This is a genomic window from Plantactinospora sp. CNZ320 (assembly GCF_002846275.1).
In genome coordinates this window covers 4,781,073-4,805,423 of the sequence record NZ_PJMP01000001.1, presented here as the reverse complement: position 1 = coordinate 4,805,423, position 24,351 = coordinate 4,781,073, and the positions used below count along the sequence as shown (strand labels likewise).

The following is a 24,351-nucleotide window of genomic DNA, read 5'->3' as shown; positions in this document are numbered from 1 at the left end:
ACAGTCCTTTTCGATCATCCACTGTGTACGGGTCAGACGCGGGCACCCGTCGGCCGTTATCCTCGCCATCTTCGATCGGTCGATCAGCAGGAGGTTGGCGATGCGGTTTCGACGGGGGCTCGCGACGTTCGCGGCGGCGGTGTTGACCATGGTGTCGGCGGCGGTGTTGCCGACCGCCGCGCCGGCCTTGGCTGCCGAGGTCAATGCCACCTACAACGTCTGGACCTGGAACGTGGCCGGCTGGAAGATGCACCGGGGCGCCACCGGCAACGGGCTGATCGGCGCGCTTGCGAACTCGATCCGCGCCCGCAACGCCCACTTCGCGGCGCTTAACGAGCTGTGCTGGAGCCAGTACAAGGCGGTGCAGTCCAACCTGCGCGCCTCGGGTTGGCCGCAGGACGTCGAGAACTTCTCCCGCTTCGAGGCGCACAACCAGACCATCTGCGGCGGTGAGCCGTTCGGGCTGGCCATCTTCAGCAAGGCACCGATGGGGGGTGCCAACCGTTACGCGCTGGCCGCGGACGGCAGCTCGGAGCGGCGCCAGCTGCTCTGTGCACCGCTGGAGGCCCGGCCGCGCCTGCGGTTCTGCACCACCCACATCACCCCGTCCAACGAGGTCATCAACGGCCAGAAGATCAACGAACGCCAGCTCGGCGAGGTGCTGAGCCGGCTGGAGAGCTTCAACACGGCCGGCGACACGGTGATCATCGCGGGCGACTTCAACGCCCAGCCCAACTACGGGCGGATGGACCCCTGGTACTCCCGGAACCTGAACGTCCCGCTCAACGGCGGTAACCGGGGCGACTACCGGGAGTTGGACGACACCCACTCGGCCAGCCCGGGCTACGGCGAAACGACGGTCGCCGACGGCGACACCAGCGGGCCGGGCGGCCAGGGCAAGAAGATCGACATGATCTTCGTACGGGAGAACCGGATCGCCGGTACCTACACCGGTGACTCGCTCTCCATCTCGACCGGGTGCGGCGGCGCCTGCTCCGACCACCGGATCCTGATCGGCACGGTGACCGTCCGGGTCACCACCTGATTCGTGGCCGCCACCACCGGGCCGGGCGGCGGTCAGGCCCGGTGGTAGCGGCGCAGTTCCCGGGTCAGCACCTTGCCGGTCGCGTTGCGCGGCAGGGCGGGTACGAAGAGCACGTCCCGGGGCACCGAGAACCGGGCGCGGTAGCGGCGGACGTACTCGCGTACCGCGTCCGGGTCGAGTGTCTCGCCCGGGTGCAGCACCAGGTACGCCGCCAGCCGCTGCCCGTACGTCCGGTCCGGTACGCCGATCACCGCCACCTCGCGTACCTGGGGCAGCTCGGCGAGCAGGTTCTCCACCTCGGACGGATGGACGTTCTCGCCACCGGAGATGATCATGTCGTCGGCGCGGCCGTCGACGAAGAGCAACCCGTCGGCGTCCAGATGGCCGAGGTCGCCGGTGTCCAGCAGCCGCCCGCCGGCCGGGTCGCCCCGGTCCTCCGCCTCCCGAGCGTCCGCCTCCCGAGCGTCCGCCTCCGGATCGTCCGTCTCCCGACCCTCCGCCTCCGGGCTCCGGGTCGTGTACCCCTCGAAGAGCAGTTCGTTGCCGACCAGGATCCTCCCCACCCGGCCGGCCGGGACCGGCTCGCCACGCGGGTCGACGACCAACAGCCGGGTGCCGTGCGGTGGTCGGCCGGCGGTGTTCGGCTCCCGGCGCAGCTCGGCCGGGGTGGCGATGGCCGCCCAGGAGACCTCGGTGGAGCCGTAGAGGTTGTAGAGCACGTCGCCGTAGCGGTCCATGAACCGGGTGGCCAGCCCGCCGGGCAGCGCGGAACCGCTCACCGCCACCACCTCCAGCGGCGGCCGGGTCTGCGGGGACGGCACCTCCAGCAACCGCTGCACCATCACCGGTACGGCGAAGAGCGCCGTGCAGGAGTGCCGCCGCACCGCCTCCAGCGTGGCCGACGGCTCGAACCTGCGGTGCAGTACGACGGTGCCGCGCAGCGCGAAGGCGATCTGTAGGGCGGCGTACCCCCAGGTGTGGAAGAGCGGGGCGGCGATCATCATCCGTACCCCGCTGTGCAGCGGTATCCGGTCGATGATCGCGACGAGCGGGCCGACGCCGTTCGGGGTGGGCCGGCGGGCACCCTTGGGCGTACCAGTGGTGCCGGAGGTGAGCACGATGGTCCGGCCGTTCCGGCCCGGCGGGTGCAGCTCACCGAGGGGCGCCCCGGCGACCAGTTCCCGGTACTCCCGCTCGTCGATCCGTTCCACCTCGGCCGGCAGCCCGACGACCCGATCGAGGAACTCGGCGTCGTGCACCAGCAGCCGGATCCGTTGCTCCTCGGCGATCGTCCCGAGCTGCGCCCCGGAGAGGCCGGTGTTCACCAGCACGATGTCGCCGCCGAGCAGCCCGCCGGCGAGAGCCGTCTCCACCAGGCCGGAGTGGTTGCGGCAGAGCACCCCGATCCGGTCGCCCTCCGCGACGGCGTACCGGGACCGCAGCGACCGGGCCAGCCGTTCGGCCCGGTCCAGCAACTCCCGGTAGCTGATCCCGCCATCTTCCTCGTCGATCAGCGCGAGCCGGTCCGGGTCCCGGGCCGCCGCCTGGCGCAGCTCGCCGACCAAGCTGAATCCCCAGTCCCGCAGCGCGCCGAGTTGCGCCGCGACCCGCCGGGGCGAGCCGGGCCTGAGCAGCCCACGCCGGGTCAGCGTGCTGACGAGGAACGCGAGGTTGGCGGGGGCGGGCAAGGCGGCTCCGATCAGCGGATCTGGCGACCGGAGATGGCCCGGGAGATCACCAGCCGCTGGATCTCCGAGGTCCCCTCGAAGATGGTGTAGATCTTGGCGTCCCGGTACCAGCGCTCGACCGGGTGCTCGCGCAGGAAGCCGGCGCCGCCGAGGATCTGCACCGCCTTCCCGGTCACCGAGACGGCCACCTCGCCGGCCTTGAGCTTGGACATCGAGCCCTCGCCCGCACTGAACGGCCGGTTGTTGCGCCCCATCCAGGCGGCTCGCCAGACCAGCAGCCGGGCGGCGTCGATCTCCATCCGCATGTCCGCGAGCTGGAACGCGATCGCCTGGTTCTCGATGATCGGCCGTCCGAACTGGACCCGCTCCTGGGCGTACGCCAGGGCGTACTCGTACGCCGCCCGGGCCACCCCGACCGCCTGGGCTCCGACCGTCGGCCGGGAGAGTTCGAAGGTACGCATCGCCGCCTGGCTCTTGCCGCGCTGGCCGGAGCGGGCCCGGTCGAGGCGTTCGCGCAGTGCGTCGTACCCGCCGAGCAGGCAGCGGCCCGGTACCCGTACCTCGTCGAGAAAGACGTCGGCGGTGTGCGAGGCGCGTAGCCCGAGCTTCTTGAGCTTCTTTGTCGCGGTCAGCCCCTCGGTGCCGGGCGGCACCACGAACGCGGCCTGGCCCCGGGAGCCGAGTTCGGGTTCCACCGACGCGGTCACCACGTGCACGGCGGCGATCCCCCCGTTGGTGGCGTACGCCTTCTGCCCGGTCAGCACCCACTCGTCGGTGGCGGAGTCGTAGCGGGCCCGGGTGCGCATGGCGGAGACGTCGGACCCGGCCTCGGGCTCGGTGCTGCAGAACGCCGCCACGGCCGGCCGGTCGGTGTCGCCGAAGCACTGCGGTACCCATTCGACCATCTGGTCGGGGGTGCCGGAGCCGTAGATGGCGGCGACCGCCAGGGTGGTGCCGAAGATGGCCATGCCGATGCCGGCGTCACCCCAGAAGAGTTCCTCGTTGGCCAGCGCCAGGGAGAGGCCGGTCGGGTCGGCCCAGCAGTTCGCGATGAACTCGAAGCCGTAGAGCCCGACCTTCGCCGCCTCCTGGATCACCGGCCAGGGGGTCTCCTCGCGGGCGTCCCACTCGGCGGCGGCCGGGCGCACGATCTCGGCGGCGAAGCCGTGCACCCAGTCGCGCAGGTCCCGTTGCTCTTCGTTCAGGTCGAGCGAGAACTCGGTCACGCCATTCCCTCGTCGGTCGTCGGGTCCGGGGTACGGGCACCGGTTCGTCCGGGGTACGGGCACCGGTTCGTCCGGGGTACGGGCACCGGTTCGGCCGGGCCCGGCACCGGGGGGGATCAGGCCTTCGGGATGTCGAAGAGGTTGGCGATGTTGGCGGCGAGCCCGAGGTCACCCTTTGCCTTCAGCTTGCCGGTCATGAACATCATCACCGGGTTGGCGCCACCGGAGACGATCTTCAGGAACTCCACCGGGCCCATCGTGAGGGTGAGCTTCGGCTCCCGCTGCGGGGTCTCCGAGATCTGGCAGGTCCCGTTCTCGATGACGATCTCGTAGGTGTCGGAACCGCCGTCGGCCCGGCCGGTGATGGTCCAGTGGATGACCGTGTTGGTGTTGCCGGCCCGGTCAGCCCGGAACAGTGCCGGCATCCGGCCGAACACCGCGTCGAGGACCTTGCCGCGCAGGTCGCCACTCATCACCTCGGCCAGCTTGTCGTCAGGGGTGGACTTGACGATCTGGGCGAACTGCTTGGGCTCGAGCGAGGCGAAGTTCGCCGGGTCGAAGTCGGTCATTCGAGAGTCCTCCGGGCTGCTGTGGATGTCGCCGTTCCGGTCGACTTTATTGGTTACTCATGCGTAACCTTACGCACGAGTAGGTAAGCTCGCAAGGGTGTCGACTCCGCCCGCCTTCCGGCGGCTGCCCCGGGCCGTACGGGAGCAGCAGATACTCGACGCCGCCGTCAGGATCTTCTCCCGGCGCGGCTTCCACGCGGCGAGCATGGACGAGATCGCCGACGGCGCCGGAATCTCCAAGCCCATGGTCTACGCCTATCTCGGCTCGAAGGAGGAGCTCTTCACCGCCTGCCTGCACCGGGAGGGGACCCGGCTGGTGGAGGCGATCGTCGGCGCGGTCGTACCGGACCTGCCGTTCGAGGAGCGGCTCTGGCGCGGCCTGCGGGCGTTCTTCCGGTTCGTCGGGGCGCACCGGGACGGCTGGGCGGTCCTCTACCGGCAGGCCCGGGGCGAACGACCGTTCGCCAGTGAACTGGCGGTGATGCGGAGCCGGATCATCGAGGTGGTCGCCGGGATGCTCGCCCGGGGCCTGGCCGCCGACGGCCGCGAGGTCCGCGCCCCCGAGCTGGAGGTCATGGCGTACGCCCTGGTCGGTGCCTCGGAATCGGTTGCCGACTGGCTGGCCGACCATCCCGACGCCGACCCGGACGCGATGGCCGGCCGGATGATGGACTTCGTCTGGACCGGCGCCGGCAACCTGCTCGCCGGCCACTCCTGGCGTCCCCCGGCCACCCCGCCGGGCTGACGTCGCCAGCGCCTCTGTCGCCTGGACAACCTGCGCCTGGCCGGCCTGTTGCCGTCGTTTTCCATGATCGCCCCCCGTTGCTTCCATGATCGGCCCCTTGACGTCTGCGGCCGGGGGTGTCAGTGTCATCTGACAGGGGGTGTCAGATGAGACTGACACCCAAGAAGGGAACCGGACGCATGGACCAGGCCCCACCCTCGGGGGAGCAGTTGCTGCTGATGCTCACCGCGCTGGCCAGCCCGCACCGGCTACGGATCGTCGCGGCGCTCGCCGAGGGCCGCAGCTACGTCAGCCAACTGGCACGTCGGCTGGGGATGAACCGGCCGCTGCTCTACATGCACCTCCAGCGGCTGGAGGCGGCCGGCCTGGTCGTCGGTGAGCTGGAGACGGCCCCGGACGGCAGTTCGGTGAAGTACTTCGAGGTGGTGCCGTTCGCACTGGCACTGACCCCGCAGGTGGTCGCCGGAGCCGTCCCGACGCTGGCGGCGGCGGCGGAGCCCGGAGCCGGCGCAACCGGAGGGAACGGCCCGGCAACGGGCGGATCGGGAGAGGACACGAGCAGGTGAGCACACTGTTGGCAGCCGAGCCGGAGATCGCGCGGACCACCGCCGTCGCATCGGCCGCGCTTGACATCGCGCAGACCGCCACGATCGCGACGGCGGCGTTTGCGGTGGCGCTGGCCGCCGTCGTCGGCTTCGTCGGCCTCGGCTTCTACCGGGCCCGGCGGAGCACGGCCGGCGAGGCGGCGTACCGCGAACTGGTCGAGCGGGTCGTCGAGGCGGAGACCCGGACGGCGGAGGCCACCGCCGCGACCGCCGAACAACTGGGCGGGCTGCGCACCGAGTTGCACGGCACCCGCGACGAGATGACCGAGGTCAAGCGGCGGCTTGCCGAGTTGGAGCGGCTGCTCAGCCAGATCGGCTGAGTCGTCGCCCGGCGGCAGCGCACGGGGGAGGAAACGCGAATGAGATCCAGCCCGAGACACAGCATCCTGACGGTCCCGCGACAACGCGGTGTCTTCCTGACGGCCCTGCGACACAGCGTCCTGACGGTCCTCGCGGCGGTGCTCGCCCTGCCGGTGGTGGTGTCCGCCGGTACCGGCCCGGCGGTCGGAGCGCCACGGCGGGACGACCTGGCCCGGCCGGCCGACCTGGCCCGGGCGGAGAGCTACCTGCGGGAGTACATGTCCGAGGTCCGCGCGCCCGGTCTGGCGTACGCGGTGGTGCGTGCCGACCGGGTCGTCGGGCAGGGCGCCTGGGGGGTCGACGGTGACGGTGACCCGATCACGCCGCGTACGCCGTTCGTGCTCGGCTCGGTGGCGAAGTCGTTCACCGCGCTGGCGGTGATGCAGCTCGTCGAGGCCGGCCGGGTCGAGCTGGACGCACCGGTCCGCCGGTACGTGCCGTGGCTGCGGCTGGCCGACGAGCCGGCCGCGGCCCGGATCACCGTACGGCAACTGCTCGTGCAGACCAGCGGGCTGCCGCAGGTGGCGACGACGGGACTCACCGACCGGTACGACAACGCGCCAGGTGCGCTGGCCCGGGCGGTACGGGACCTCGCGGCGGTACGGCCGACGGCGCAGCCGGGCGGGGCACACCAGTACAGCGACGCCAACTACATGATCCTGGGCGTACTGGTCGAGGAGGTGACCGGGGAGAGCTACGGCGGCTACCTGCGCCGGGCGGTACTCGATCCGCTCGGGATGGTCGACTCCGCCGCCACCGGGGCCGAGGCGGAGGCGGTGGGGGTACCGCCCGGGCACCGTTACTACCTCGACCGCCCGCAGCGCTTCGCCCCGTCCTTCGACGGTTCCGGCGTCCCGTACGGTTTCCTGGCGGCGAGCCTGACCGACGTGACCCACTACGCGATGGCACAGCTTGCCGACGGCCGGTACTCCGGTCGCGCGGTCCTCTCCCCGCAGGGCGTCGCGCAACTGCACACCGGCCAGGTCCCCACCGGCGGCGGTGGCCGGTACGCCATGGGGTGGCGGGACAGCACGCTCGGTGATCCGGCCGAGCGGATCGTCTGGCACGCCGGGGCGACGGCGAACTCGTTCGGCCACATCGTGCTGGTACCCGGATCGGATCTGGCCGTGGTGGTGCTGGCCAACATCTACGGCCTGATGATGGACGGGCCGCTGGTCTCGGCGGCCTTCAACGTGGCCCGGATCCTGCACGGCGGCGCGGCGGAGGCCGGCGCGGCGAAGGATCCGACCTTCACCCGACTGCTCGCCGGGTTGGGCGCGGTCGCGGTACTCCTGCTCGCTCTGCTGGTCTGGTCGGTCCTCCGGATGGTCCGTCGCTGCCCGGCCGGGCCGGCCCGGTCAGGCCGCCGGGTCCTCGCCGGAACGGCCGGCTGGGTCGCCGGCTGCGCCGGGCTGGCGGCCGGGGTGATCTGGGCGGTCCCGGCGGCCTGGGACGGCGCGGGCCTGGCGCAGGTGCGGCTCTTCGCCCCGGATGTGGGTGACGCGATCGTGGCGGTGGCGGTGCTGGCCGGGCTGCTGGCGCTGGCCCGGGTCGGTGTCGCCGCTGTCGCCCTGGCCGGTCGCCGGCCCGCGTCGCAGACCCGGCCGCGCTACGAGGCGGTCGGCTGACCACGCGGGCCTCGCGCCGCCGCGACAGCGCGACGAGGTGCTCCGGTCCCATCGGACCGGAGCACCCGTCACGCGGACCTTGACCCGGTGTCTTGGACCTTGACCCGGTGTCGCGGTGGTCTGTCGCCGGTGGCGCGGGTCGGATCGGGCGACGCCGTGCCGACGGTCAGATCCGGCCGGTGCCGGCGCCGCCGGTGACGATTGACTTGACGTTGGCGGCCGGGTCGACGCTGACGCTGTACGGGAGACTCCGTACGCTGCCGCCGGCCTGGCCACTGCCGGAGTTCACGAAGTGGTTGTTGCGGGCGACCAGGGTGCCGGGGCCGGAGCTGGCCTCGCCGAGGTGGTACGGGTCGTCGGTGTTCTCGAAGTAGTTGCCCTCGACGAGTACGCCCGCGCCCTCGGTGGAGGCGACGCCGTAGCCGCCGACGTTGTTGTAGTAGTTGTTGAAGACGTGCACCGGGTTGCCGAAGCGGACCCGGGGGTGCCGCTGGTTCGAGCCGTCGAACCAGTTGTGGTGGTACGTCACGCGCAGCTTGCCGGAGTCCTCGCCCGCGTTGTCGTCGGAGTGGCCGAGCAGGAACGACTTGTCGTGGTCGAAGACCCGGTTCCAGGAGACGGTGGCGCAGTCCGAGGCCCGCTTGATGTCGACCGCACCGTCGTTGCCGTTACTGAAGCTGTTGTGGTCGATCCAGACCCGGGTCGAGTACTGCACGTTGATCGCGTCGTCGCTCCAGTTCCGGAAGTTGATGTTCCGGATGATCACGTTGCTGACGCTGGCGACGTTGAGCCCGCCGCCGGTGATCGCGGCATTGCTGCCCACCCCGATGATGGTCTTGTTGGCGGCGACCTTCTGCATGCCGCTGATCGACAGGCTGCCGGAGACCCGGATCACCCGTGCGCCGCTGGCCTGCATCTCGCTCACCAACTGGCTGCCGCTGGTGACGGTCACCGGGGAGGCGTTCCCGCCGCCGGTGGTGCCGCCGCACTGGGTCGCCCAACCCTGCATGTTGAACGAGGCGGCCGACGCGCTGGGCGCCGCGACCATCGAGGTGGTGACGAGTACGGCGGCGGTGGCTGCGGCGAGCAGTGGCGTCCGGGTGAGCCGCCGTACGCGCTGGGACGTGGTGGTGGTTTCGGTGCTGGACACAGGTACCTCCGAGCGGAAGTGATCCACCTCGGCAGCCGGGTCGCGGGTGGGACGCAGGCGCCGCCAGCGATGGTGGAGGGGGTGCGGCCGGCGATCCCGGACACGCACTTCTTGGGGACGGGATGCTGGAAAGCGCTTTCCAGCATCAAACGAAGACTATCGATGTATCTACGGTGGTGTCAACGGCAAATCTCGATGTTTGTTACGTCCTGTCGGGCTTGGCCCGAGAGCGTGAAGAGCGTGATCAGTCCGGATCAGACCTGATCACGCCTGATCACGTCGTATCCCACCTGATCTCACCGGATCCCACCCGATCAGGCCGGATTCAGGCCGGGGTCGCGGTCACCTCGCCGATCAGGTGGGCGCGACCGCGTGACGGGTCGTGCAGCCCGAAACTCCAACCCGGGGCGGCGGAGAAGGCCACCGTGCCGGGCAGTGGCACTGGCCGCCTGAACTCCACCTCCACCGTGTACGCCTCGGGCAGCCGTCCCTCAAGCGCCGCCAGGCAACGGGCCTTGCTCCACATGCCGTGCGCGATCGGCCGGGGAAAGCCGAACAGCCGGGCGCCGATCCGCGAGGTGTGGATCGGGTTGTGGTCGCCGGAGACCCGGGCGTAGTCCCGGCCCACCCGGGAGTCCAGCCGCCACAGCGCGGTCGGGGCCGGGGGCGGGGTCGTCGACCGCTGCGTGGAGTCGCGCCGGTCGCCGCTTGCGGCACGCTCCCGTCGCAGGTACGTCGACACGCCGCGCCACACCACCTCCCCGTCGACCGAGGCGGTGCAGACCACGTCGAACTGCCGCCCCCGGTCGTGCGGGCGCAGGTCGACGGCGCGTACCGCCAGGTCCAGCGGCTCGGCCGCGTCCAACCGGCGGTACGTGGTGATCCGGTTCGTAACATGCACCAGGCCGACCAGGGGCAGCGGAAAGTCCGGCGCACTCATCAGGCGCAGCGCCAGCGGGAAGGCGAGTACGTGCGGATAGGTCGGCGGCAGCGCGTCGGCGAGCCGGAACCCGCACACCCGGTCGTACGCCGCCAGGTGGTCCCGGTCGACCGTGACCGCCCGGACCAGCAGCTCGGTGTCGGGGAGCCGGTCGCCGCGCCGGGCCGTCCCGAACCCCGGGGCCAACCCGATCGCCGCCCGGCGGTAGAGCGCTCCGGTGGCCGGCAGCACCGCCAACTCGATCCCGGACGCCCCCGCCGCTCTCCCCGACTCGTTCGCAGCGCCGCCTCCGGCGTGGTCCGGTAGCCCGCCGGTGTCCTTCGCAGCGCTGCCTCCGGCGTCGTCCGATGGCCCTGCGGTGTCGTGCGGTTGCTGTGTCATCACGCCCCCAGCAGGCTCTGGCCGCAGACCCGGACCACGTTGCCGGTGACCCCCGCCGAGCCGGGCGAGGCGAACCAGGCGATCGTGTGCGCGACGTCGACCGGCAGGCCGCCCTGGGCCATACTGTTCATCCGCCGGCCGGCCTCGCGGATCATCAGCGGGATCCGGGCGGTCAACCGGGTCTCGATGAAGCCCGGTGCGACCGCGTTCACCGTGATGCCGCGCTCGTCGAGGACCGGCGCCATCGAGTGCACCAGGCCGATCACCCCGGCCTTGGAGGTGGCGTAGTTGGTCTGGCCCCGGTTGCCGGCGATCCCGGCGATCGAGGAGACCCCGATCAGCCGCCCGCCGCGCGGGATCAGTTCGCGATCCAGCAGTACGTCGTTGATCCGTTCCTGGCTGGTGAGGTTGACCTCCAGCACCGAGTCCCACCGGTCCGGGGTCATCCGGCCGAGCGTCTTGTCCCGGGTGATCCCGGCGTTGTGCACCAGCACGTCGACCCGGCCGTGCCGGTCGGCCAGGTGGTCGGCGAGCCGCAGCGGTGCGTCCGGCGCGGTCAGGTCGAGCTGTACCGCCGTACCGCCGACGGCGTTGGCGACCTCGGCGAGCGCGTCACCGGCGGCCGGTACGTCCAGCGCCACCACCTGGGCACCGTCGGCCGCCAGTACCTCGGCGACCTTCGCCCCGATCCCCCGGGCGGCCCCGGTGACCAGGGCGATCCGGCCGTCCAGCGGGCGGTCCCAGTCGACCTCTGGCACCTCGGCCGGGCCGATCCGGATCACCTGCCCGGAGACGTACGCCGAGCGGCCGGAGAGCAGGAAGCGCAGGGTCGACTCGACCGCCCGCTCGGCGCCCGGCGCGACGTAGACGAGTTGTGCGGTCGTACCCCGGCCGAACTCCTTGCCGATGCTGCGGGTCAGCCCCTCCAGGGCACGCTGGGCGGTCGCCTCGCGCGGGGTGGCGCAGGACTCCGGCGCGGTGCCGAAGACGATCACTCGGCCGGACGGGTGCAGCGCCCGGGCCAGCGGGTGGAAGAAGTCGTAGAGGGCGCGCAGCCCGGCCGAGTCGGTGATGCCTGTGGCGTCGTAGAGCAGGGCGGCCTGCGGGGAGACCCGGCCGTCGGCGTCGGCGGGCCGGATCGCGGCCGGGTCGGAGACCTCCACGCCGGCCGAGCCGAGCTGTTTGGCCAGCGGTTCGACCAGGCGGCCGCCCGGGGCGGCGTCGAGGCGTACCGGGCCGTGCGTCAGCGGTTCGCCGGGGCGGTACCGGCGCAGCCGGGGCGGGTCGGGCAGGCCGAGGCGCTTGACCAGCGCCCGGCCGGGACCGGTGTGGGCGAAGCTCGCGTACCTGTCGCTCATGAGAGAAGCCTACTCGCGGGTAAGGTAGGAACAACCCTGCGTTCTGGAGGCGTCACCATGGAAGCCGTACGTCGCGTCGCGGTCCTCGGAGGCAACCGGATCCCGTTCGCCCGCTCCAACGGTAGGTACGCCAAGGCGTCCAACCAGGACATGCTGACCGCCGCCCTGGACGGGTTGATCGCCCGGTTCGGCCTGGCCGGTCAGCGGCTCGGCGAGGTGGCCGCCGGGGCGGTGCTGAAGCACTCGAAGGACTTCAACCTCACCCGGGAGGTGGTACTCGGCTCCCGGCTCGACCCGCGCACCCCGGCGTACGACCTCCAGCAGGCCTGCGGCACCGGCCTGGAGGCGGCGATCCTGGTCGCCAACAAGATCGCGCTCGGCCAGATCGAGGTCGGGATCGCCGGTGGCGTGGACACCACCTCGGACGCGCCGCTCGCCGTCAACGAGGAGCTGCGGCGTACCCTGCTGGAGATCAACGCGGCCCGTACCCTCGGCGGGCGCCTGAAGGCCGCCGCCCGGCTCCGCCCGGCCCAGCCGTTCCGGCCGGAGGTCCCGCGCAACGCGGAGCCGCGTACCGGACTGTCGATGGGTGAGCACGCGGCGATCACCGCCCGGCGGTGGAACGTCGACCGGCAGGCCCAGGACGAACTCGCGGTCCGGTCGCACCAGCGGCTCGCCGCCGCGTACGACCGCGGGTTCTTCGACGACCTGGTCACGCCGTACCTCGGGCTGACCCGGGACGCGAACCTCCGCCCCGACACCAACGTGGAGAAGCTCGGCAAACTCAAGCCGGTCTTCGGCACCCGTGGACCGGAGGCCGAGCACGCCAGCATGACCGCCGGCAACTCGTCACCGCTCACCGACGGGGCGTCGACGGTGCTGCTCGCCTCCGAGGAGTGGGCGAAGGCGCACAACCTGCCGGTACTCGCCTGGTTCGGTGCGTCGACGACCGCCGCCGTCGACTTCGTACACGGTGACGAGGGGCTGCTGATGGCCCCCGCGTACGCCGTGCCCCGGCTGCTCGCCCGGACCGGGCTGACCCTGGCCGACTTCGACTACTTCGAGATCCACGAGGCGTTCGCGTCGCAGGTGCTGGCCACCCTGGCCGCCTGGGAGTCACCGGAGTTCTGCAAGGAGAGGCTCGGCCTGGACGCGCCGCTCGGCACCGTCGACCCGGCGAAGCTGAACGTCAACGGCTCGTCGCTGGCCGCCGGCCACCCGTTCGCCGCGACCGGTGGCCGGATCGTGGCCACCCTGGCCAAGCTGCTCGCCGAGCGCGGCTCGGGACGCGGGCTCATCTCGATCTGCGCGGCCGGCGGTCAGGGCGTGGTGGCGATCCTGGAACGCTGAGGCTGTGCCGTCGCCGATCCGCCAGGCGCTGCGACCGGAGATCCGGCAGACGACAACACCAGCCGGCGGAAGACGGCGCCCCAGCCGCCGGCGGATTACCGTCCCGACGGTGACCGGAAGCCTCACGTCGTGGCCGAAACCCTCGCCGCGCTGCCCGGTCCGACCGATGGCACGGTCGTGCTTCCGCATCACCTTGACTGGTCCGGTCACGCCGAATACGACCTGAGCCGGCACGCACGCCTGGCCAGCATGTACAAGGTGGTGCTCACCGAAGTCAGCAGTGTTGACGACCTGAACACCTGGCTCAACGCCAGCCTTCTCCTGCGGCTCTGGCCCTCCCTCTGGCTGCCACCTGAGTTGCGACTGCGCTGGGAGGCAGCCTTCCCCGAACTCGCAGCAGCCCGCGCGAATGCCACCTAGCAGGTGGAGCTGACAGGACTGGCTGTGGTCGGGCGTTCTGGTGAGGCCTGATGCCAGGTCAGGCCGATCCGCCGGCCCAGTTCAGGAAGCGGGTACGCAGCTCCTCGGGCGACAGGTCGGGCAGGTCGGTGGCCGCGAGTGCCGCGTACCGGCCGAGGAGGCTGGGCAGCGCCAGCCGGTTGTGCTGGTAGCGGACCAGGAATCGTGCCTGTTGTTCAGGGCACGGCCAGTCCTCGCCGCAGCCGGCGCAGGTCCAGCCGGGACGCCTCGGCAGGTGCGCCCGACGAGGGGTGATCGTCCCGTCGAAGGACCCTGGGTGTCGCTGGCCGGCCCGTCCTTCGGACTGGTGTCGGCGGGACAGTGGACCCGGTCGGATCGCCACGGCGTCCAGCCGGACCAGTACGCGCCGCTGACGCAGTCGTACCCCGTCGGGTTGCTGTAGTTCGATCCCGCGCAGCTGGAGCCAGAGTCCGTCGGTGTGTCGTTCTCGGCGGCCCACCTCGATGACCTCAAGGATCAGTCTGCCGAGGCCGAAGCAGTAGTAACCTTCGGCAGCCTCCAGGATGTCGCCGACCCTGATGTCGGGCAGCCGGGCACTCACGTCTTCGCGACGGTGGCCGTCGCACCGAGGCGGCGCCGCCAGACGGCGGTCAGCAGTGGCGCGGTGCGCGGCAGGGATCGTCGGAGTGTGCCGAGCCAGCCGTGCCAGCCGCCCGACCTGTGCTTCGCGGTTTCGGGGGTGAGGACCTGCCGGCCCAGCTCCACGAGCCGGTTCGCTGCCGCGTTGGCCGGTCGGCAGGGTCCGGGCGTCAGGCAGACCAGGCAGAGCCCGGTCTGCCGATCGAGTACGTGCGCGTCGAGCATGTCGTAGGCGGCCCGCGCATCGGCCGCGTCTCGCTCGGCAAGGCTGCTGGACAGGTAGATGGTCATCGGCTCGCCTCTCGTCGCCACGACGTGGACGTACGGCGACCCCGCCGAGCCGGACCAGGATCCCGGCGCGAAAAGCCGTATTGCCGTACGGCCCGTGGGGTGATGACCCACCGTTCGGGGCGCCGCACGCCCACTCAATAGGTCGGCCCAGCTGTCGGGTCAGTTTGCGAGCCGACCTACTTTGACGACCTTACTGCCTTTCGAATAAGGTAACAAGGATCACCTTCTTGCTGATCCGAAGCACTGGGTAGGCGCCTAGTCTGTGACGGGTGGCGAGTGACGCTTGTCGCCCAACGGAACACCACGGGAGTCGATCATGGAGAGTTCGGAGTGGGTCAGCATCTCGACCCCGTACCTGACGCCCCGATCGAGCGGGGATCTGGACGCCTGGCACGCGGAGGCCTCGGCGAAGGGCGGGGTCGGCAGTCAGCGCCTGCTGGAAGTGAGTGAGATCGTGCCTGGGTCAGAGGTGGCGGAGGCCCTGGAAATAGATCTTGGAACTCGGGCTGTCGTGCGTCGTCGTCTGATGCTGTTCGACGAGCAGCCGGTGGAACTGACGGACTCCTATTATCCGTTGTCGATCGCTCAGGGAACCGCGCTTGCCGAGCCGCGCAAGATCAAGGGCGGTGCCGTCACACTCCTTGGCCAGTTGGGCTATCTTCCCGTGCAGGTGCGCGAGGACGTGTACGCCCGGCAGCCGAGCGAGACGGAACGCGCGACGCTCGGGTTGGGTGAGCACGAGTGGGTGCTGGGACTGAGCCGGGTGTCGAAGACCGGTGACGGGCGGCCGGTCGAGGTAAGTGTGATGGCGATGGTTCCGTGGGGCCGCCGGCTACGTTATGAGTTGTCGATCGACCGACGATGAAACGGAGGGCCGTCGTGGCCAGCGCGGGTGACGGACGGCCTCGTCACGAGCAGATAGCGGCTGACATCCGTGCCCAGATCATGGCGGGTGAGTTGCCGCCCGGTACGCAGTTGCCGTCGATTCCGACCCTGGTGACGACCTATCAGGCGGCAACCGCGACCATTCAGCGGGCTCTCGGAGCGCTGAAGGCAGAGGGCTCCGTCTACAGCGAGACGGGCAGGGGCGTGTACGTGCGGGATCGGCGGCCGCATGTGGTGGAGGCTGCTGCCTACATCGCGCCCACCCGGGGTGGCTACGAGTACCGGCTGATCGACGTTGCCGAGGTTGTGCCACCCGCCGAGGTCGCGCAGGCACTCGACTCGGGCGACGATGTCGCCCTTATGCGGCACCGGCTGCTGACGTACGACGGCGAGCCGGTCGAGCTTTCCTGGTCGTACTATCCGGCCGCGATCGCCAGAGGTACAGAGTTGGCCGATCGCCGGAAGATCGGTGGCGGCGCCGCTCGGGTTCTGGCAGAGAACGGCCACCGGCAGCGGGACCTGCATGACCGCATCTCGGCGAGGATGCCCACCACCGAGGAGGTCGAGGCGCTTGCGCTGCCGCCGTACGTGCCGGTCATCCGGCAGTTTCGGGTGATCCGCGCCGAGTCCGGCCGCCCGGTCGAGGTGTCGATCCTGGTCAAGGGCAGCCACCTGCACGAACTCCAGTATCGCCAGGATATCCGGCAGGAGAACTGACCGCCGGCACTGGTGACCTGGACGCCAGAGGCGTTACCGGAGTGCCGTAACGCCTCTGGCGTCCAGGTCGCGGATCGTCGACCTGTCGAGTAGCGGGTGTTGGCTGGTCGGGGACGCCGGTCTTCGACAACACCGCCGAGGTCCACGCCGATCCGGAGTTGTACGCGGCGCTCACCCGAGCCATGACGAAATCACGGTCAGGTGCCGGCGCCTGGGCGGTGGCGTGAGCCCCGAACGGGGGGCCGGGTGGCGCGCCGCCGCGCGCCAGGACGAGTTCGACATGCGTTTCGGCAACAGCGATGCGGCCAAGGGCTGGGCCGAGTTCAGTGCCCTCCACCACACCAGACTGTGCTGCTCAGTCGTCGGCGACGAGTACCCCCATCGAGCGGGCCGTGCCGGCGATCTGCCGCATCGCCGCCGCCACGTCCTCGGTGTTCAGGTCCGGCAACTTCCGCTCGGCGATCTCCCGGAGCTGCTGTTGGGAGATCTTCGCCACCGCCTGCGAGCCGGGCCGTGCGGAACCGCCGGCCAGCCCGAGCGCCTTGCGGATCAGGTACGCCGTCGGCGGCGTCTTGAACCGCAGCGCGTACGACCGGTCGTCGAAGACGGTGACGACCACCGGGACGATCTCCCCGCGCTGGGCTGCGGTGGCGGCGTCGTAGTCGAGCTTGAGCTGCCGGGTGTTGATGCCGGTCGGGCCGAGCATCTTGCCGATGTCGACCATCGCCGCGTTGCCGGCGTCGAGTTCCAGGGTGAGCTGGCGGTTGATCTTCTTCTGCGGTGCCATGCCGGCGAAGCTATGGATTCCAGCGACTGGAAGGTCAACGCCATTTCCCGGGGCAACCGTGTGGCACGGGCACCCGTGTCGCTGGGCACGGGCACCGGGCACCCGTGTCGCCGGGCACGGGCACGGGGCACCCCCGTGTCGCCGGGCACCACCGGGCACCCGTGCGGAGCGGAACCGTCGGGATGGCAGACAATGGCGGGGTGACCAGCATCCCCAACGTCCTCGCCAACCGCTATGCCTCGGCCGAGCTGGCCGCCCTCTGGTCCCCGGAGGAGAAGATCCGGATGGAGCGCCGGCTCTGGCTGGTTGTACTCCGGGCGCAGCGCGATCTCGGCGTGCCGGTGCCGGACGGCGCGGTCGAGGCGTACGAGCGGGTGTTGGACCAGGTCGACCTGGCCTCGATCGCGGCCCGGGAGCGGGTGACCCGGCACGACGTGAAGGCGCGGATCGAGGAGTTCAGCGCGCTGGCCGGGCAGGAGCAGGTGCACAAGGGGATGACCTCCCGGGACCTGACCGAGAACGTCGAGCAGCTCCAGATCCGCGCCTCGCTGGAACTTGTCCGGGACCGGGTGGTCGCCGCCCTGGCCCGGCTGGCCCGGCTCGCCGTCGAGCACGTCGACCTGGTGATGACCGGACGCTCACACAACGTCGCCGCCCAGGCGACCACGCTGGGCAAGCGGTTCGCCAGCGCCGCCGAGGAACTGCTGATCGGGTACGAGCGGCTGACCGACCTGATCGAGCGCTATCCGCTGCGCGGCGTGAAGGGGCCGGTCGGTACCGCCGCCGACCAGCTCGACCTCTTCGACGGGGACGCGGCGAAGGTGGCCGAGCTGGAACGCCGGATCGCCGAGCACCTCGGGTTCCGGCGCGTACTGGACAGCGTCGGTCAGGTCTATCCGCGCTCGCTGGACTTCGACGTGATCTCCGCGCTGGCCCAGACCGCCGCCGCGCCGAGCAGCCTGGCCACCACGATCCGGCTGATGGTCGGCCAGGAGTTGGCCACCGAGGGCTTCCGCCCCGGCCAGGTCGGCTCCAGCGCGATGCCGCACAAGATGAACACCCGGTCCAGTGAGCGGGTGAACGGCTTCGCCGTGATCATCCGGGGTTACCTGTCGATGGTCGGCGAGCTGGCCGGAGACCAGTGGAACGAGGGCGACGTCTCCTGCTCGGTGGTGCGCCGGGTCGCGCTGCCGGACGCGTTCTTCGCCGCCGACGGGCTGTTCCAGACCTTCCTGACCGTGCTCGACGAGTTCGGCGCGTACCCGGCGGTGATCGCCCGGGAACTCGACCGCTACCTGCCGTTCCTGGCCACCACCAAGATCCTTGTCGCGGCGGTGCGGCGCGGCGTCGGCCGGGAGACCGCGCACGAGGTGATCAAGGAACACGCCGTCGCGGTGGCGCTGGCGATGCGGGAGAAGGGTGCCGCCGAGAACGACCTCTTCGACCGGCTCGCCGCCGACGGCCGGCTCGGGCTGACCCGGCCCGAGATCGCCGAGCTGGTCGCCGACCGAGCCGGCTTCACCGGGGCGGCGTCCGCGCAGGTCCGGGCCGTCGCCGACCGGATCGCCGCGGTGGTCGCCGCGCACCCCGAGGCCGCCGCGTACGACCCGGCACCGATCCTCTGATCCCCGCAACCCGGCGCTGGACCGCGCGATCGCCCCGATCGCCCCGACAGGCGTTAGGAAGGGCCCCTTCATCTACCGAAAACGATAAGCGGGGGCCCTTCCTTGCATGTCAGCTTCGGGGGGTGGGGGTGCCGGCGGCGCTGCCGAGGTCAGGTGCGCTGGGCGCCTCGGCGATGGCGCCGGAGCCCAGCGGTTCCGCCAGGTGGGCCGTCTCGGCCGCCACCTTCGGCTGGTCGCTGGGCGGATTCACCGGTGGCTGCCGGACGGCGACCACAGCCGTGCCGTACGCGCAGAGTTCCATCCACATCTCGCCCACCTCGCGATGGTCGAACCGCATCCCGATCACGGCGTTCGCGCCGAGCCGGGTCGCCTCCTCACCCAGCTTCTGCACGGCGTCGGTACGCCAGCGGGTGAGGTTCTCGGGCGCCTTGGGGTCATAGGCGCCACCACGGAGGTTCTTCACGCCTTCCCGGTACGGGTTCCGGGTTCGGGCCTGGGAAGATACGACCTCGCCGAGTACCGCGCGGATCTCGTACCCCGGTAGATGATCCGTCGTCACGACCAGCACAGCTTGATGCTGGCAGAGCCGGCCCCGTCCACTTTGCGAGGGCTGTTCACATCGCTCCAGTTTGCGAAACGGCGCGGCTGCCGCGAACCGGTTGCCGGAGCCCGTTCCCGGCCGGGTCGTCGCCAAACGACGCGGGGGCGGGAAAACGGCGCGGCGCGGACGTCCCGTCGCAGCGGGAACGTCCGCGCCGTTACCCCTGAGGAGGGTGGGGGTGTTGCCTAGACGCCGGAGACGGAGGTGATCCAGGAACGGTTGTAGGCGACGCTGCCGTAGTTCTGGATGCTCTGCCCGTCGGCGGTGGAGGCGACGCCCACCTGGGCGCCGTTGTAGACCTGCGGCCCACCGGAGTCACCACGCCAGGCGTTGCCGTTGATCCGGGTACTGCGGATCGCCCGTCCGCCGTACGCGTCGGTGACGTTCGTGCTCGTCACCCGTACCGTGGCGGTCTTCAGCGTCGTCGACGCCGAGCAGCCGCTGTAGCAGGTCATCCCCCACCCGTAGATCGAGTTGGTGGAGTTGACCGGCGGGTAGGCGCTGGACAGGGGCATGTAGCTGGTGTTGATCGAGGTGGACAGGTTGAGCAGCGCGAGGTCGTACCGGCCGTAGCTGGCGGTCACCCCACTGGTGACGCCGCCGGAGGACCGGTTGACGCTGCCGACCCGCACCGACATCGTGCCGCTGACGCAGTGCCGGGCGGTGAGCACCCAGCGGGCCGCGATGATGGTGCCGGAGCAGGTGAACGAGCCGTTGCTGAAGACGGCCGCGGCCCACGGGGCCGAGGAGACGGTGCCGCCGCCGATGATGAACGGGGTGGCGGGGGCGGCAGTGGCGACGGACGGCGCGACTAGCGCGCCGGCCATGGCGGTGGCGAGCATCACCAGGGTTCGGCGAAGACGCATGGGGGGCTCCTTCCGGGGGGTTACCCGGGGTCACCGGGTCGGTTCGAGCCGCCGTAGGCGGGAGGATGTCCGCCGTACGGACCTGGACAGTCAACGTTCGGCGTGGAGAACCGGACGTTTGACGCCACACGCTAAGCCGTTCGTCACCTATTCACAAGGGTGAACCTCTGCGGTCGGTTTCCGACCCTCTCCGGCGGGTGACCGAGTCCACCGGAGGCGCCCGGCGGGCACCCGTGGACGGTCGGGGCATCGACGCGCCGGCCCGTGCGTCAACTGGCAGGTCGGCCGGGTACGCTGGCTCCGCTCGCCCCTTTCGTGGGCCGGCACCCAACTGCGTACACAGTCAGGAGTGCCCAGTGCCTCGCGTCGTCGTCGACGTCATGCTCAAGCCGGAGATTCTCGATCCTCAGGGCCAGGCCGTCGCGAATGCGCTGCCGAGGCTCGGAGTCACGGACGTGTCCTCCGTGCGCATCGGCCGGCGGATCGAGATCGAGTTCACCGGCCAGCCGGACCTGGACCGGGCTCGGGAGATCGCGGACAAGCTGCTGGCCAACCCGGTGATCGAGGACTTCTCGGTCCGGGTGGCCGAGGCCGGAGACGCCGAGGAGCGCAATCCATGACCGCCCGGATCGGCGTGGTGACCTTCCCCGGGTCGCTTGACGACCGGGACGCCGCCCGAGCCGCCCGGATCGCCGGTGCCGAGGTGGTGTCGCTCTGGCACGACGACCCCGACCTGCACGGTGTCGACGCCGTGGTGCTGCCCGGCGGCTTCTCCTACGGCGACTACCTGCGCTGCGGCGCCATCGCCCGGTTCGCCCCGGTGATGGAGACCGTCGCCGCCGGGGCCCGGGACGGCCTGCCGGTGCTCGGCATCTGCAACGGGTTCCAGATCCTCTGCGAGGCGCACCTGCTGCCCGGCGCGCTGACCCGCAACCAGCACCTGCACTTCCGCAACCGTGACCAGGTGCTGCGGGTCGAGTCGACGGGCACCGCGTGGACCAACACGTACCAGCCCGGGCAGGAGATCCTGATCCCGGTGAAGAACGGTGAGGGCTGCTACGTCGCCGACGAGCGCACCCTCGACGAGCTGGAGGCGACCGGTCGGGTGGTGGCCCGCTACCTGGGCGGCAACCCGAACGGCTCGCTGCGGGACATCGCCGGGATCAGCAACGAGGCCGGCAACGTGGTCGGACTGATGCCGCACCCGGAGCACGCCGTGGAGGCGCTGACCGGCCCGTCCCTCGACGGGCTCGGCTTCTTCACCTCGGTCCTCAAGCACCTCGCGGGAGTACCCGCATGATCGAACGGAGTGAGGTCATGGGCCAGCCAGAGCCCGCCCTCGCCGGCCGCCCCTCGGCATCCGATCCCGCCCCGAAACCCGTCTCGGCCGTCGACGCGCTGGGCAGGATGGCAGCGGCGGAGGCGCCCGTACCCGGTCCGGCGGCATCGGCACCCGTGCCTGGTCCGGCGGCGTCGGCGTCAGTGCCCGTACCCGGTCAGGCGTCGGCGTCGGCGAACGTCCCCGCCCCCGCGGAGCTGCCGGTGAACGGCTACCCGGGCGGCCTGGACACCGTGTCGAACGCGGCGGGCACCCCCGGCGACCTTCAGCCCTACGCCGAGCTGGGCCTGCGCGACGACGAGTACGACCGGATCCGGCAGATCCTCGGCCGCCGTCCCACCCAGTCCGAGCTGGCGATGTACTCGATCATGTGGAGCGAGCACTGCTCCTACAAGTCGAGCAAGGTGCACCTGCGGCAGTTCGGTGAGAAGGCCCCGCCGAGCGACCGGCTGCTCGCCGGCATCGGCGAGAACGCGGGCGTGATCCAGATCTCCGACGAGCTGGCGGTGACCTTCAAGGTCGAGTCGCACAACCACCCGAGCTTCGTCGAGCCGCACCAGGGCGCGGCGACAGGTGTCGGCGGCATCGTCCGGGACATCCTGGCCATGGGCGCCCGGCCGGTCGCGGTGATGGACCCGCTGCGGTTCGGCGCCGCCGACCACCCCGACACCGCCCGGGTACTCCCCGGCGTCGTCGCCGGAATCGGCACCTACGGCAACTCGCTCGGCCTGCCCAACATCGGCGGCGAGGTCGTCTTCGACGCCTGCTACCAGGGCAACCCGCTGGTCAACGCGCTCTGCCTCGGGGTGCTTCCCGTGCAGCGCCTACAGAACAAGGCCGCCGCCGGCCCCGGAAACGTGGTGGTGCTGCTCGGCGCCAAGACCGGCCGGGACGGCATCGGCGGGGTCTCCGTGCTGGCCAGCGCCACCTTCGACGACGGAAGCGCGCAGCGCCGCCCGTCGGTGCAGGTCGGCGACCCGTTCATGGAGAAGCTGCTGATCGAGGCGTGCCTCGAGCTGTACGACGCCCAACTCGTCGTCGGCATCCAGGACCTCGGCGGCGCCGGGCTGACCTGTGCGCTGACCGAGACCGCCGCCGCGGCCGGCACCGGCATGCGGGTCTGGCTGGAGCGGGTACCGCTGCGCGAGGCGTCCATGCAGCCGCACGAGATCCTGGCCAGCGAGTCGCAGGAGCGGATGCTGCTGATCGTCGCCCCGGAGAAGCTCGACGCGGTGCTGAAGATCGCCGACAAGTGGGGCGTACCGGCCAGCGCGATCGGTGAGGTGACCGGCTCCCCCGAGGGCTCCGGGCCGGGCCGGCTGCTGGTCACCTGGCAGGGGCACACCGTGGTCGACGTACCGCCAGGCTCGCTGGTGGACGACGGTCCGGTCTACGCCCGCCCGATGCGGGAACCGGCCGACCTGATCCTGCTCCAGGCGGACCGGGCCGAGACGCTGCCCCGGCCGGCCACCGCCGAGGCGCTCCGGGAGACCCTGCTCCGGATGATCGCCTCGCCGAACCTCTGCGACAAGACCTGGATCACCGAGCAGTACGACCGGTACGTGCTCGGCAACACCGTGCTGGCGCAGCCGGAGGACGCCGGTGTGATCCGGATCGACGAGCGGTCCGGGCTGGGCGTCGCGATCTCGGTCGACGGCAACGGCCGGTACGCCCGGCTCGACCCGTACCACGGGGCGAAGCTGGCGCTCGCCGAGGCGTACCGGAACGTCGCGGTCACCGGCGCGAAGCCGGTCGCGGTGACGGACTGCCTGAACTTCGGCTCGCCGGAGGACCCGGGCGTGATGTGGCAGTTCGCCGAGGCCGTACGCGGGCTCGCCGACGGCTGCGCCGAGCTGGGCATCCCGGTCACCGGCGGCAACGTCAGCTTCTACAACCAGACCGGCGCGGCGGCGATCCACCCCACCCCGGTCGTCGGGGTGCTGGGCGTGCTCGACGACGTCGCGCAGCGGGTGCCGATGGGCTTCGCCCGGACCGCCGGGGCCGACCACGACCTGATCTTCCTGCTCGGTGAGACCCGGGTGGAACTCTCCGGTTCCGAGTGGGCCTGGGTCACCCACGAGCACCTCGGTGGGGTACCGCCGAAGGTCGACCTCGCGGCCGAGCGGAGCCTCGGCGAGCTGATCGCCGAGGCGGCCCGGGTCGGGCACCTGCGCTCCGCGCATGACCTCTCCGATGGCGGCCTCGCCCAGGCACTGGTCGAGTCGACCCTCCGGCACGGCGTCGGAGCCAGGATCGCCCTGCCGGAGGGCTTCACCGCCGGTTCGATGCCGTTCGTCTTCCTGTTCAGCGAGTCGGCCGGCCGGGCGATGGTGGCGGTGCCGCGCGGGCACGAGAAGGCGTTCACCGCGCTCTGCGTCGAGCGCGGGGTGCCGTGGACCCTGATCGGGGTCACCGACACCAGTGCCGACGAGTTGGAGATCCGGGGTCAGTTCACCCTCGGCCTCTCCGAGCTGCGCGCGGCGTTCAGCGCCACCCTGCCGAGCCTGTTCGGCGAGAGCGCGACGGCGCTGGCCGAGGCCGTCGCGACCGGGACGAGCACGCCGGAGGCCGGGACGAGCACGCCGGAGGCCGAGTCGACCGGTTCCGAGTCGACCGGTTCCGAGTCGACCGGTTCCGAGTCGACCGGTTCCGAGTCGACCGGTTCCGAGTCGACCGGTTCCGAGCGGGTCGAGGCCCAGCCGGTGGCCGGCATCGAGCAGCCGGTCACGGGCGCTGACCAGCCGGTCGCCGGCACTGACCACCTGGTCGCCGGTCCCACCGCTGCCGGTCCGGAAGCGGAAGCCGCCGCTGCCGAGGGATCGGCTGCCGAGGCTGCCGCCACCCCTGCCGAGACTGCCGTTGGCGCAGGCGTGGCTGCCGGCTCGGACGCCGCTGCCGGCCCGGCCGCAGCGGGTGGCGAGGAGGCCGCTGCCGCTGGCCCGGACGCTGGCGCTGGCGAGAATGCCGTTGCCGAAGCCGTGGCGGCTCCGGGGGAGGCCGCTCCGACCACTGCCGCTGCCGCTCCGACCGCCACTCCGACCGCCGCCGCCGAGGACCCGCAGTCGGCGGGCCAGGAGTCGGCGGGCCAGGAGTCGGCGGGCCAGACCGATGCCGGAGAACGCCGGACGGATTGACC

22 protein-coding genes and 2 pseudogenes are annotated in these 24,351 nt (G+C 71.3%); 13 read left to right on the top strand and 11 right to left on the bottom strand.

Translation table 11 applies throughout. The features are described 5' to 3' along the window. The first annotated feature begins 100 nt into the window (after positions 1 to 100). Positions 101 to 1,045: an endonuclease/exonuclease/phosphatase family protein gene (locus tag CLT71_RS21390; RefSeq protein ID WP_486483376.1), complete on the top strand. Its 945-nt coding sequence runs from the start codon at positions 101 to 103 to the stop codon at positions 1,043 to 1,045. Positions 1,046 to 1,077: 32 nt separating this feature from the next. On the opposite strand, the gene CLT71_RS21385 is transcribed toward CLT71_RS21390, so the two are convergent. From CLT71_RS21385 to CLT71_RS21375, 3 genes are all read right to left on the bottom strand, one after another. Beyond that, the gene (locus tag CLT71_RS21385; protein WP_101368669.1) at positions 1,078 to 2,733 is read right to left on the bottom strand and encodes an AMP-binding protein; all 1,656 of its coding nucleotides are present in this window, start codon (positions 2,731 to 2,733) and stop codon (positions 1,078 to 1,080) included. Positions 2,734 to 2,744: 11 nt separating this feature from the next. Beyond that, positions 2,745 to 3,959, bottom strand: a complete 1,215-nt coding sequence (locus CLT71_RS21380; RefSeq protein ID WP_101368668.1) for an acyl-CoA dehydrogenase family protein — start codon at positions 3,957 to 3,959, stop codon at positions 2,745 to 2,747. Positions 3,960 to 4,075: 116 nt separating this feature from the next. Beyond that, a complete protein-coding gene (locus CLT71_RS21375) occupies positions 4,076 to 4,528 on the bottom strand; it encodes an SCP2 sterol-binding domain-containing protein (protein WP_101368667.1) in 453 nt (150 codons plus the stop codon). Between the two features lie 97 nt (positions 4,529 to 4,625). On the opposite strand from CLT71_RS21375, the gene CLT71_RS21370 reads away from it, so the two are divergent. The 4 genes from CLT71_RS21370 (at position 4,626) to CLT71_RS21355 (ending at position 7,866) form a co-directional block, all read left to right on the top strand. Next, a complete protein-coding gene (locus CLT71_RS21370) occupies positions 4,626 to 5,273 on the top strand; it encodes a TetR/AcrR family transcriptional regulator (RefSeq protein WP_101368666.1) in 648 nt (215 codons plus the stop codon). A 179-nt stretch (positions 5,274 to 5,452) separates the two neighbouring features. Next, positions 5,453 to 5,839 carry a winged helix-turn-helix domain-containing protein gene (locus CLT71_RS21365; RefSeq protein ID WP_101368665.1) on the top strand — a complete coding sequence of 129 codons (387 nt, stop codon included), beginning with the start codon at positions 5,453 to 5,455 and terminating at the stop codon, positions 5,837 to 5,839. Continuing rightward, the gene (locus tag CLT71_RS21360; protein ID WP_101368664.1) at positions 5,836 to 6,198 is read left to right on the top strand and encodes a hypothetical protein; all 363 of its coding nucleotides are present in this window, start codon (positions 5,836 to 5,838) and stop codon (positions 6,196 to 6,198) included. The genes CLT71_RS21365 and CLT71_RS21360 overlap by 4 nt, the downstream gene beginning before the upstream one ends. Positions 6,199 to 6,237: 39 nt before the next feature. Beyond that, the gene (locus tag CLT71_RS21355; RefSeq protein WP_143743529.1) at positions 6,238 to 7,866 is read left to right on the top strand and encodes a serine hydrolase domain-containing protein; all 1,629 of its coding nucleotides are present in this window, start codon (positions 6,238 to 6,240) and stop codon (positions 7,864 to 7,866) included. A gap of 166 nt (positions 7,867 to 8,032) precedes the next feature. On the opposite strand, the gene CLT71_RS21350 is transcribed toward CLT71_RS21355, so the two are convergent. From CLT71_RS21350 to CLT71_RS21340, 3 genes are all read right to left on the bottom strand, one after another. Continuing rightward, positions 8,033 to 8,914 (bottom strand): pectate lyase family protein, encoded by an 882-nt coding sequence (locus tag CLT71_RS21350; protein ID WP_101371657.1) that lies wholly within the window; start codon positions 8,912 to 8,914, stop codon positions 8,033 to 8,035. A gap of 427 nt (positions 8,915 to 9,341) precedes the next feature. Continuing rightward, complete coding sequence (locus tag CLT71_RS21345; RefSeq protein ID WP_101368662.1) at positions 9,342 to 10,337, bottom strand: MaoC/PaaZ C-terminal domain-containing protein; 996 nt, start codon at positions 10,335 to 10,337, stop codon at positions 9,342 to 9,344. Next, on the bottom strand, positions 10,337 to 11,695 hold the full coding sequence (locus CLT71_RS21340; protein WP_101368661.1) for a 3-oxoacyl-ACP reductase: 1,359 nt from the start codon (positions 11,693 to 11,695) through the stop codon (positions 10,337 to 10,339). The genes CLT71_RS21345 and CLT71_RS21340 overlap by 1 nt, the downstream gene beginning before the upstream one ends. A 57-nt stretch (positions 11,696 to 11,752) precedes the next feature. Here CLT71_RS21340 and CLT71_RS21335 point away from each other — a divergent pair, with 57 nt between their 5' ends. Both CLT71_RS21335 and CLT71_RS21330 read left to right on the top strand, forming a co-directional pair. Then, positions 11,753 to 13,045: an acetyl-CoA C-acetyltransferase gene (locus CLT71_RS21335; protein WP_101368660.1), complete on the top strand. Its 1,293-nt coding sequence runs from the start codon at positions 11,753 to 11,755 to the stop codon at positions 13,043 to 13,045. A 13-nt stretch (positions 13,046 to 13,058) separates the two neighbouring features. Next, positions 13,059 to 13,465: pseudogene (locus CLT71_RS21330) on the top strand (hypothetical protein); the annotation flags it as partial. Positions 13,466 to 13,523: 58 nt separating this feature from the next. Here the strand turns inward: CLT71_RS21330 and CLT71_RS21325 are convergent. Both CLT71_RS21325 and CLT71_RS21320 read right to left on the bottom strand, forming a co-directional pair. Next, positions 13,524 to 14,066: a hypothetical protein gene (locus tag CLT71_RS21325; protein WP_199187673.1), complete on the bottom strand. Its 543-nt coding sequence runs from the start codon at positions 14,064 to 14,066 to the stop codon at positions 13,524 to 13,526. Then, positions 14,063 to 14,395: a hypothetical protein gene (locus CLT71_RS21320; RefSeq protein WP_101368658.1), complete on the bottom strand. Its 333-nt coding sequence runs from the start codon at positions 14,393 to 14,395 to the stop codon at positions 14,063 to 14,065. Before CLT71_RS21320 ends, CLT71_RS21325 begins: the two co-directional genes overlap by 4 nt. A 316-nt stretch (positions 14,396 to 14,711) precedes the next feature. Between CLT71_RS21320 and CLT71_RS21315 the strand changes: the two genes are divergently transcribed. Together CLT71_RS21315 and CLT71_RS21310 are read left to right on the top strand one after the other, a co-directional pair. After that, positions 14,712 to 15,260 carry a UTRA domain-containing protein gene (locus CLT71_RS21315; protein ID WP_101368657.1) on the top strand — a complete coding sequence of 183 codons (549 nt, stop codon included), beginning with the start codon at positions 14,712 to 14,714 and terminating at the stop codon, positions 15,258 to 15,260. Between the two features lie 14 nt (positions 15,261 to 15,274). Further along, positions 15,275 to 15,997 (top strand): GntR family transcriptional regulator, encoded by a 723-nt coding sequence (locus CLT71_RS21310; protein WP_101371655.1) that lies wholly within the window; start codon positions 15,275 to 15,277, stop codon positions 15,995 to 15,997. Positions 15,998 to 16,352: 355 nt separating this feature from the next. Here the strand turns inward: CLT71_RS21310 and CLT71_RS21305 are convergent, their stop codons facing one another. Further along, the gene (locus CLT71_RS21305) at positions 16,353 to 16,784 is read right to left on the bottom strand and encodes an uL11 family ribosomal protein (RefSeq protein WP_101368656.1); all 432 of its coding nucleotides are present in this window, start codon (positions 16,782 to 16,784) and stop codon (positions 16,353 to 16,355) included. A 200-nt stretch (positions 16,785 to 16,984) separates the two neighbouring features. Here CLT71_RS21305 and purB point away from each other — a divergent pair, with 200 nt between their 5' ends. Further along, positions 16,985 to 18,409, top strand: coding sequence for an adenylosuccinate lyase (purB, locus tag CLT71_RS21300; RefSeq protein ID WP_101368655.1), 1,425 nt, complete (start codon positions 16,985 to 16,987; stop codon positions 18,407 to 18,409). A 109-nt stretch (positions 18,410 to 18,518) separates the two neighbouring features. Here the strand turns inward: purB and CLT71_RS21295 are convergent, their stop codons facing one another. Both CLT71_RS21295 and CLT71_RS21290 read right to left on the bottom strand, forming a co-directional pair. Continuing rightward, positions 18,519 to 18,977, bottom strand: a complete 459-nt coding sequence (locus CLT71_RS21295; protein WP_101368654.1) for a YbjQ family protein — start codon at positions 18,975 to 18,977, stop codon at positions 18,519 to 18,521. Positions 18,978 to 19,195: 218 nt separating this feature from the next. After that, a complete protein-coding gene (locus CLT71_RS21290; RefSeq protein WP_101368653.1) occupies positions 19,196 to 19,876 on the bottom strand; it encodes a DUF1986 domain-containing protein in 681 nt (226 codons plus the stop codon). A gap of 356 nt (positions 19,877 to 20,232) precedes the next feature. Here CLT71_RS21290 and purS point away from each other — a divergent pair, with 356 nt between their 5' ends. The 3 genes and pseudogenes from purS to purL all read left to right on the top strand — a co-directional run. Beyond that, positions 20,233 to 20,496: a phosphoribosylformylglycinamidine synthase subunit PurS gene (gene purS, locus CLT71_RS21285; RefSeq protein WP_101368652.1), complete on the top strand. Its 264-nt coding sequence runs from the start codon at positions 20,233 to 20,235 to the stop codon at positions 20,494 to 20,496. Then, entirely contained in the window at positions 20,493 to 21,176 is a 684-nt protein-coding gene (purQ, locus tag CLT71_RS21280; RefSeq protein ID WP_101368651.1) for a phosphoribosylformylglycinamidine synthase subunit PurQ, read from the top strand. The genes purS and purQ overlap by 4 nt, the downstream gene beginning before the upstream one ends. Positions 21,177 to 21,424: 248 nt before the next feature. Beyond that, positions 21,425 to 23,852 (top strand): annotated as a pseudogene (purL, locus tag CLT71_RS21275) (phosphoribosylformylglycinamidine synthase subunit PurL); the annotation flags it as partial. Positions 23,853 to 24,351: the final 499 nt, after the last annotated feature.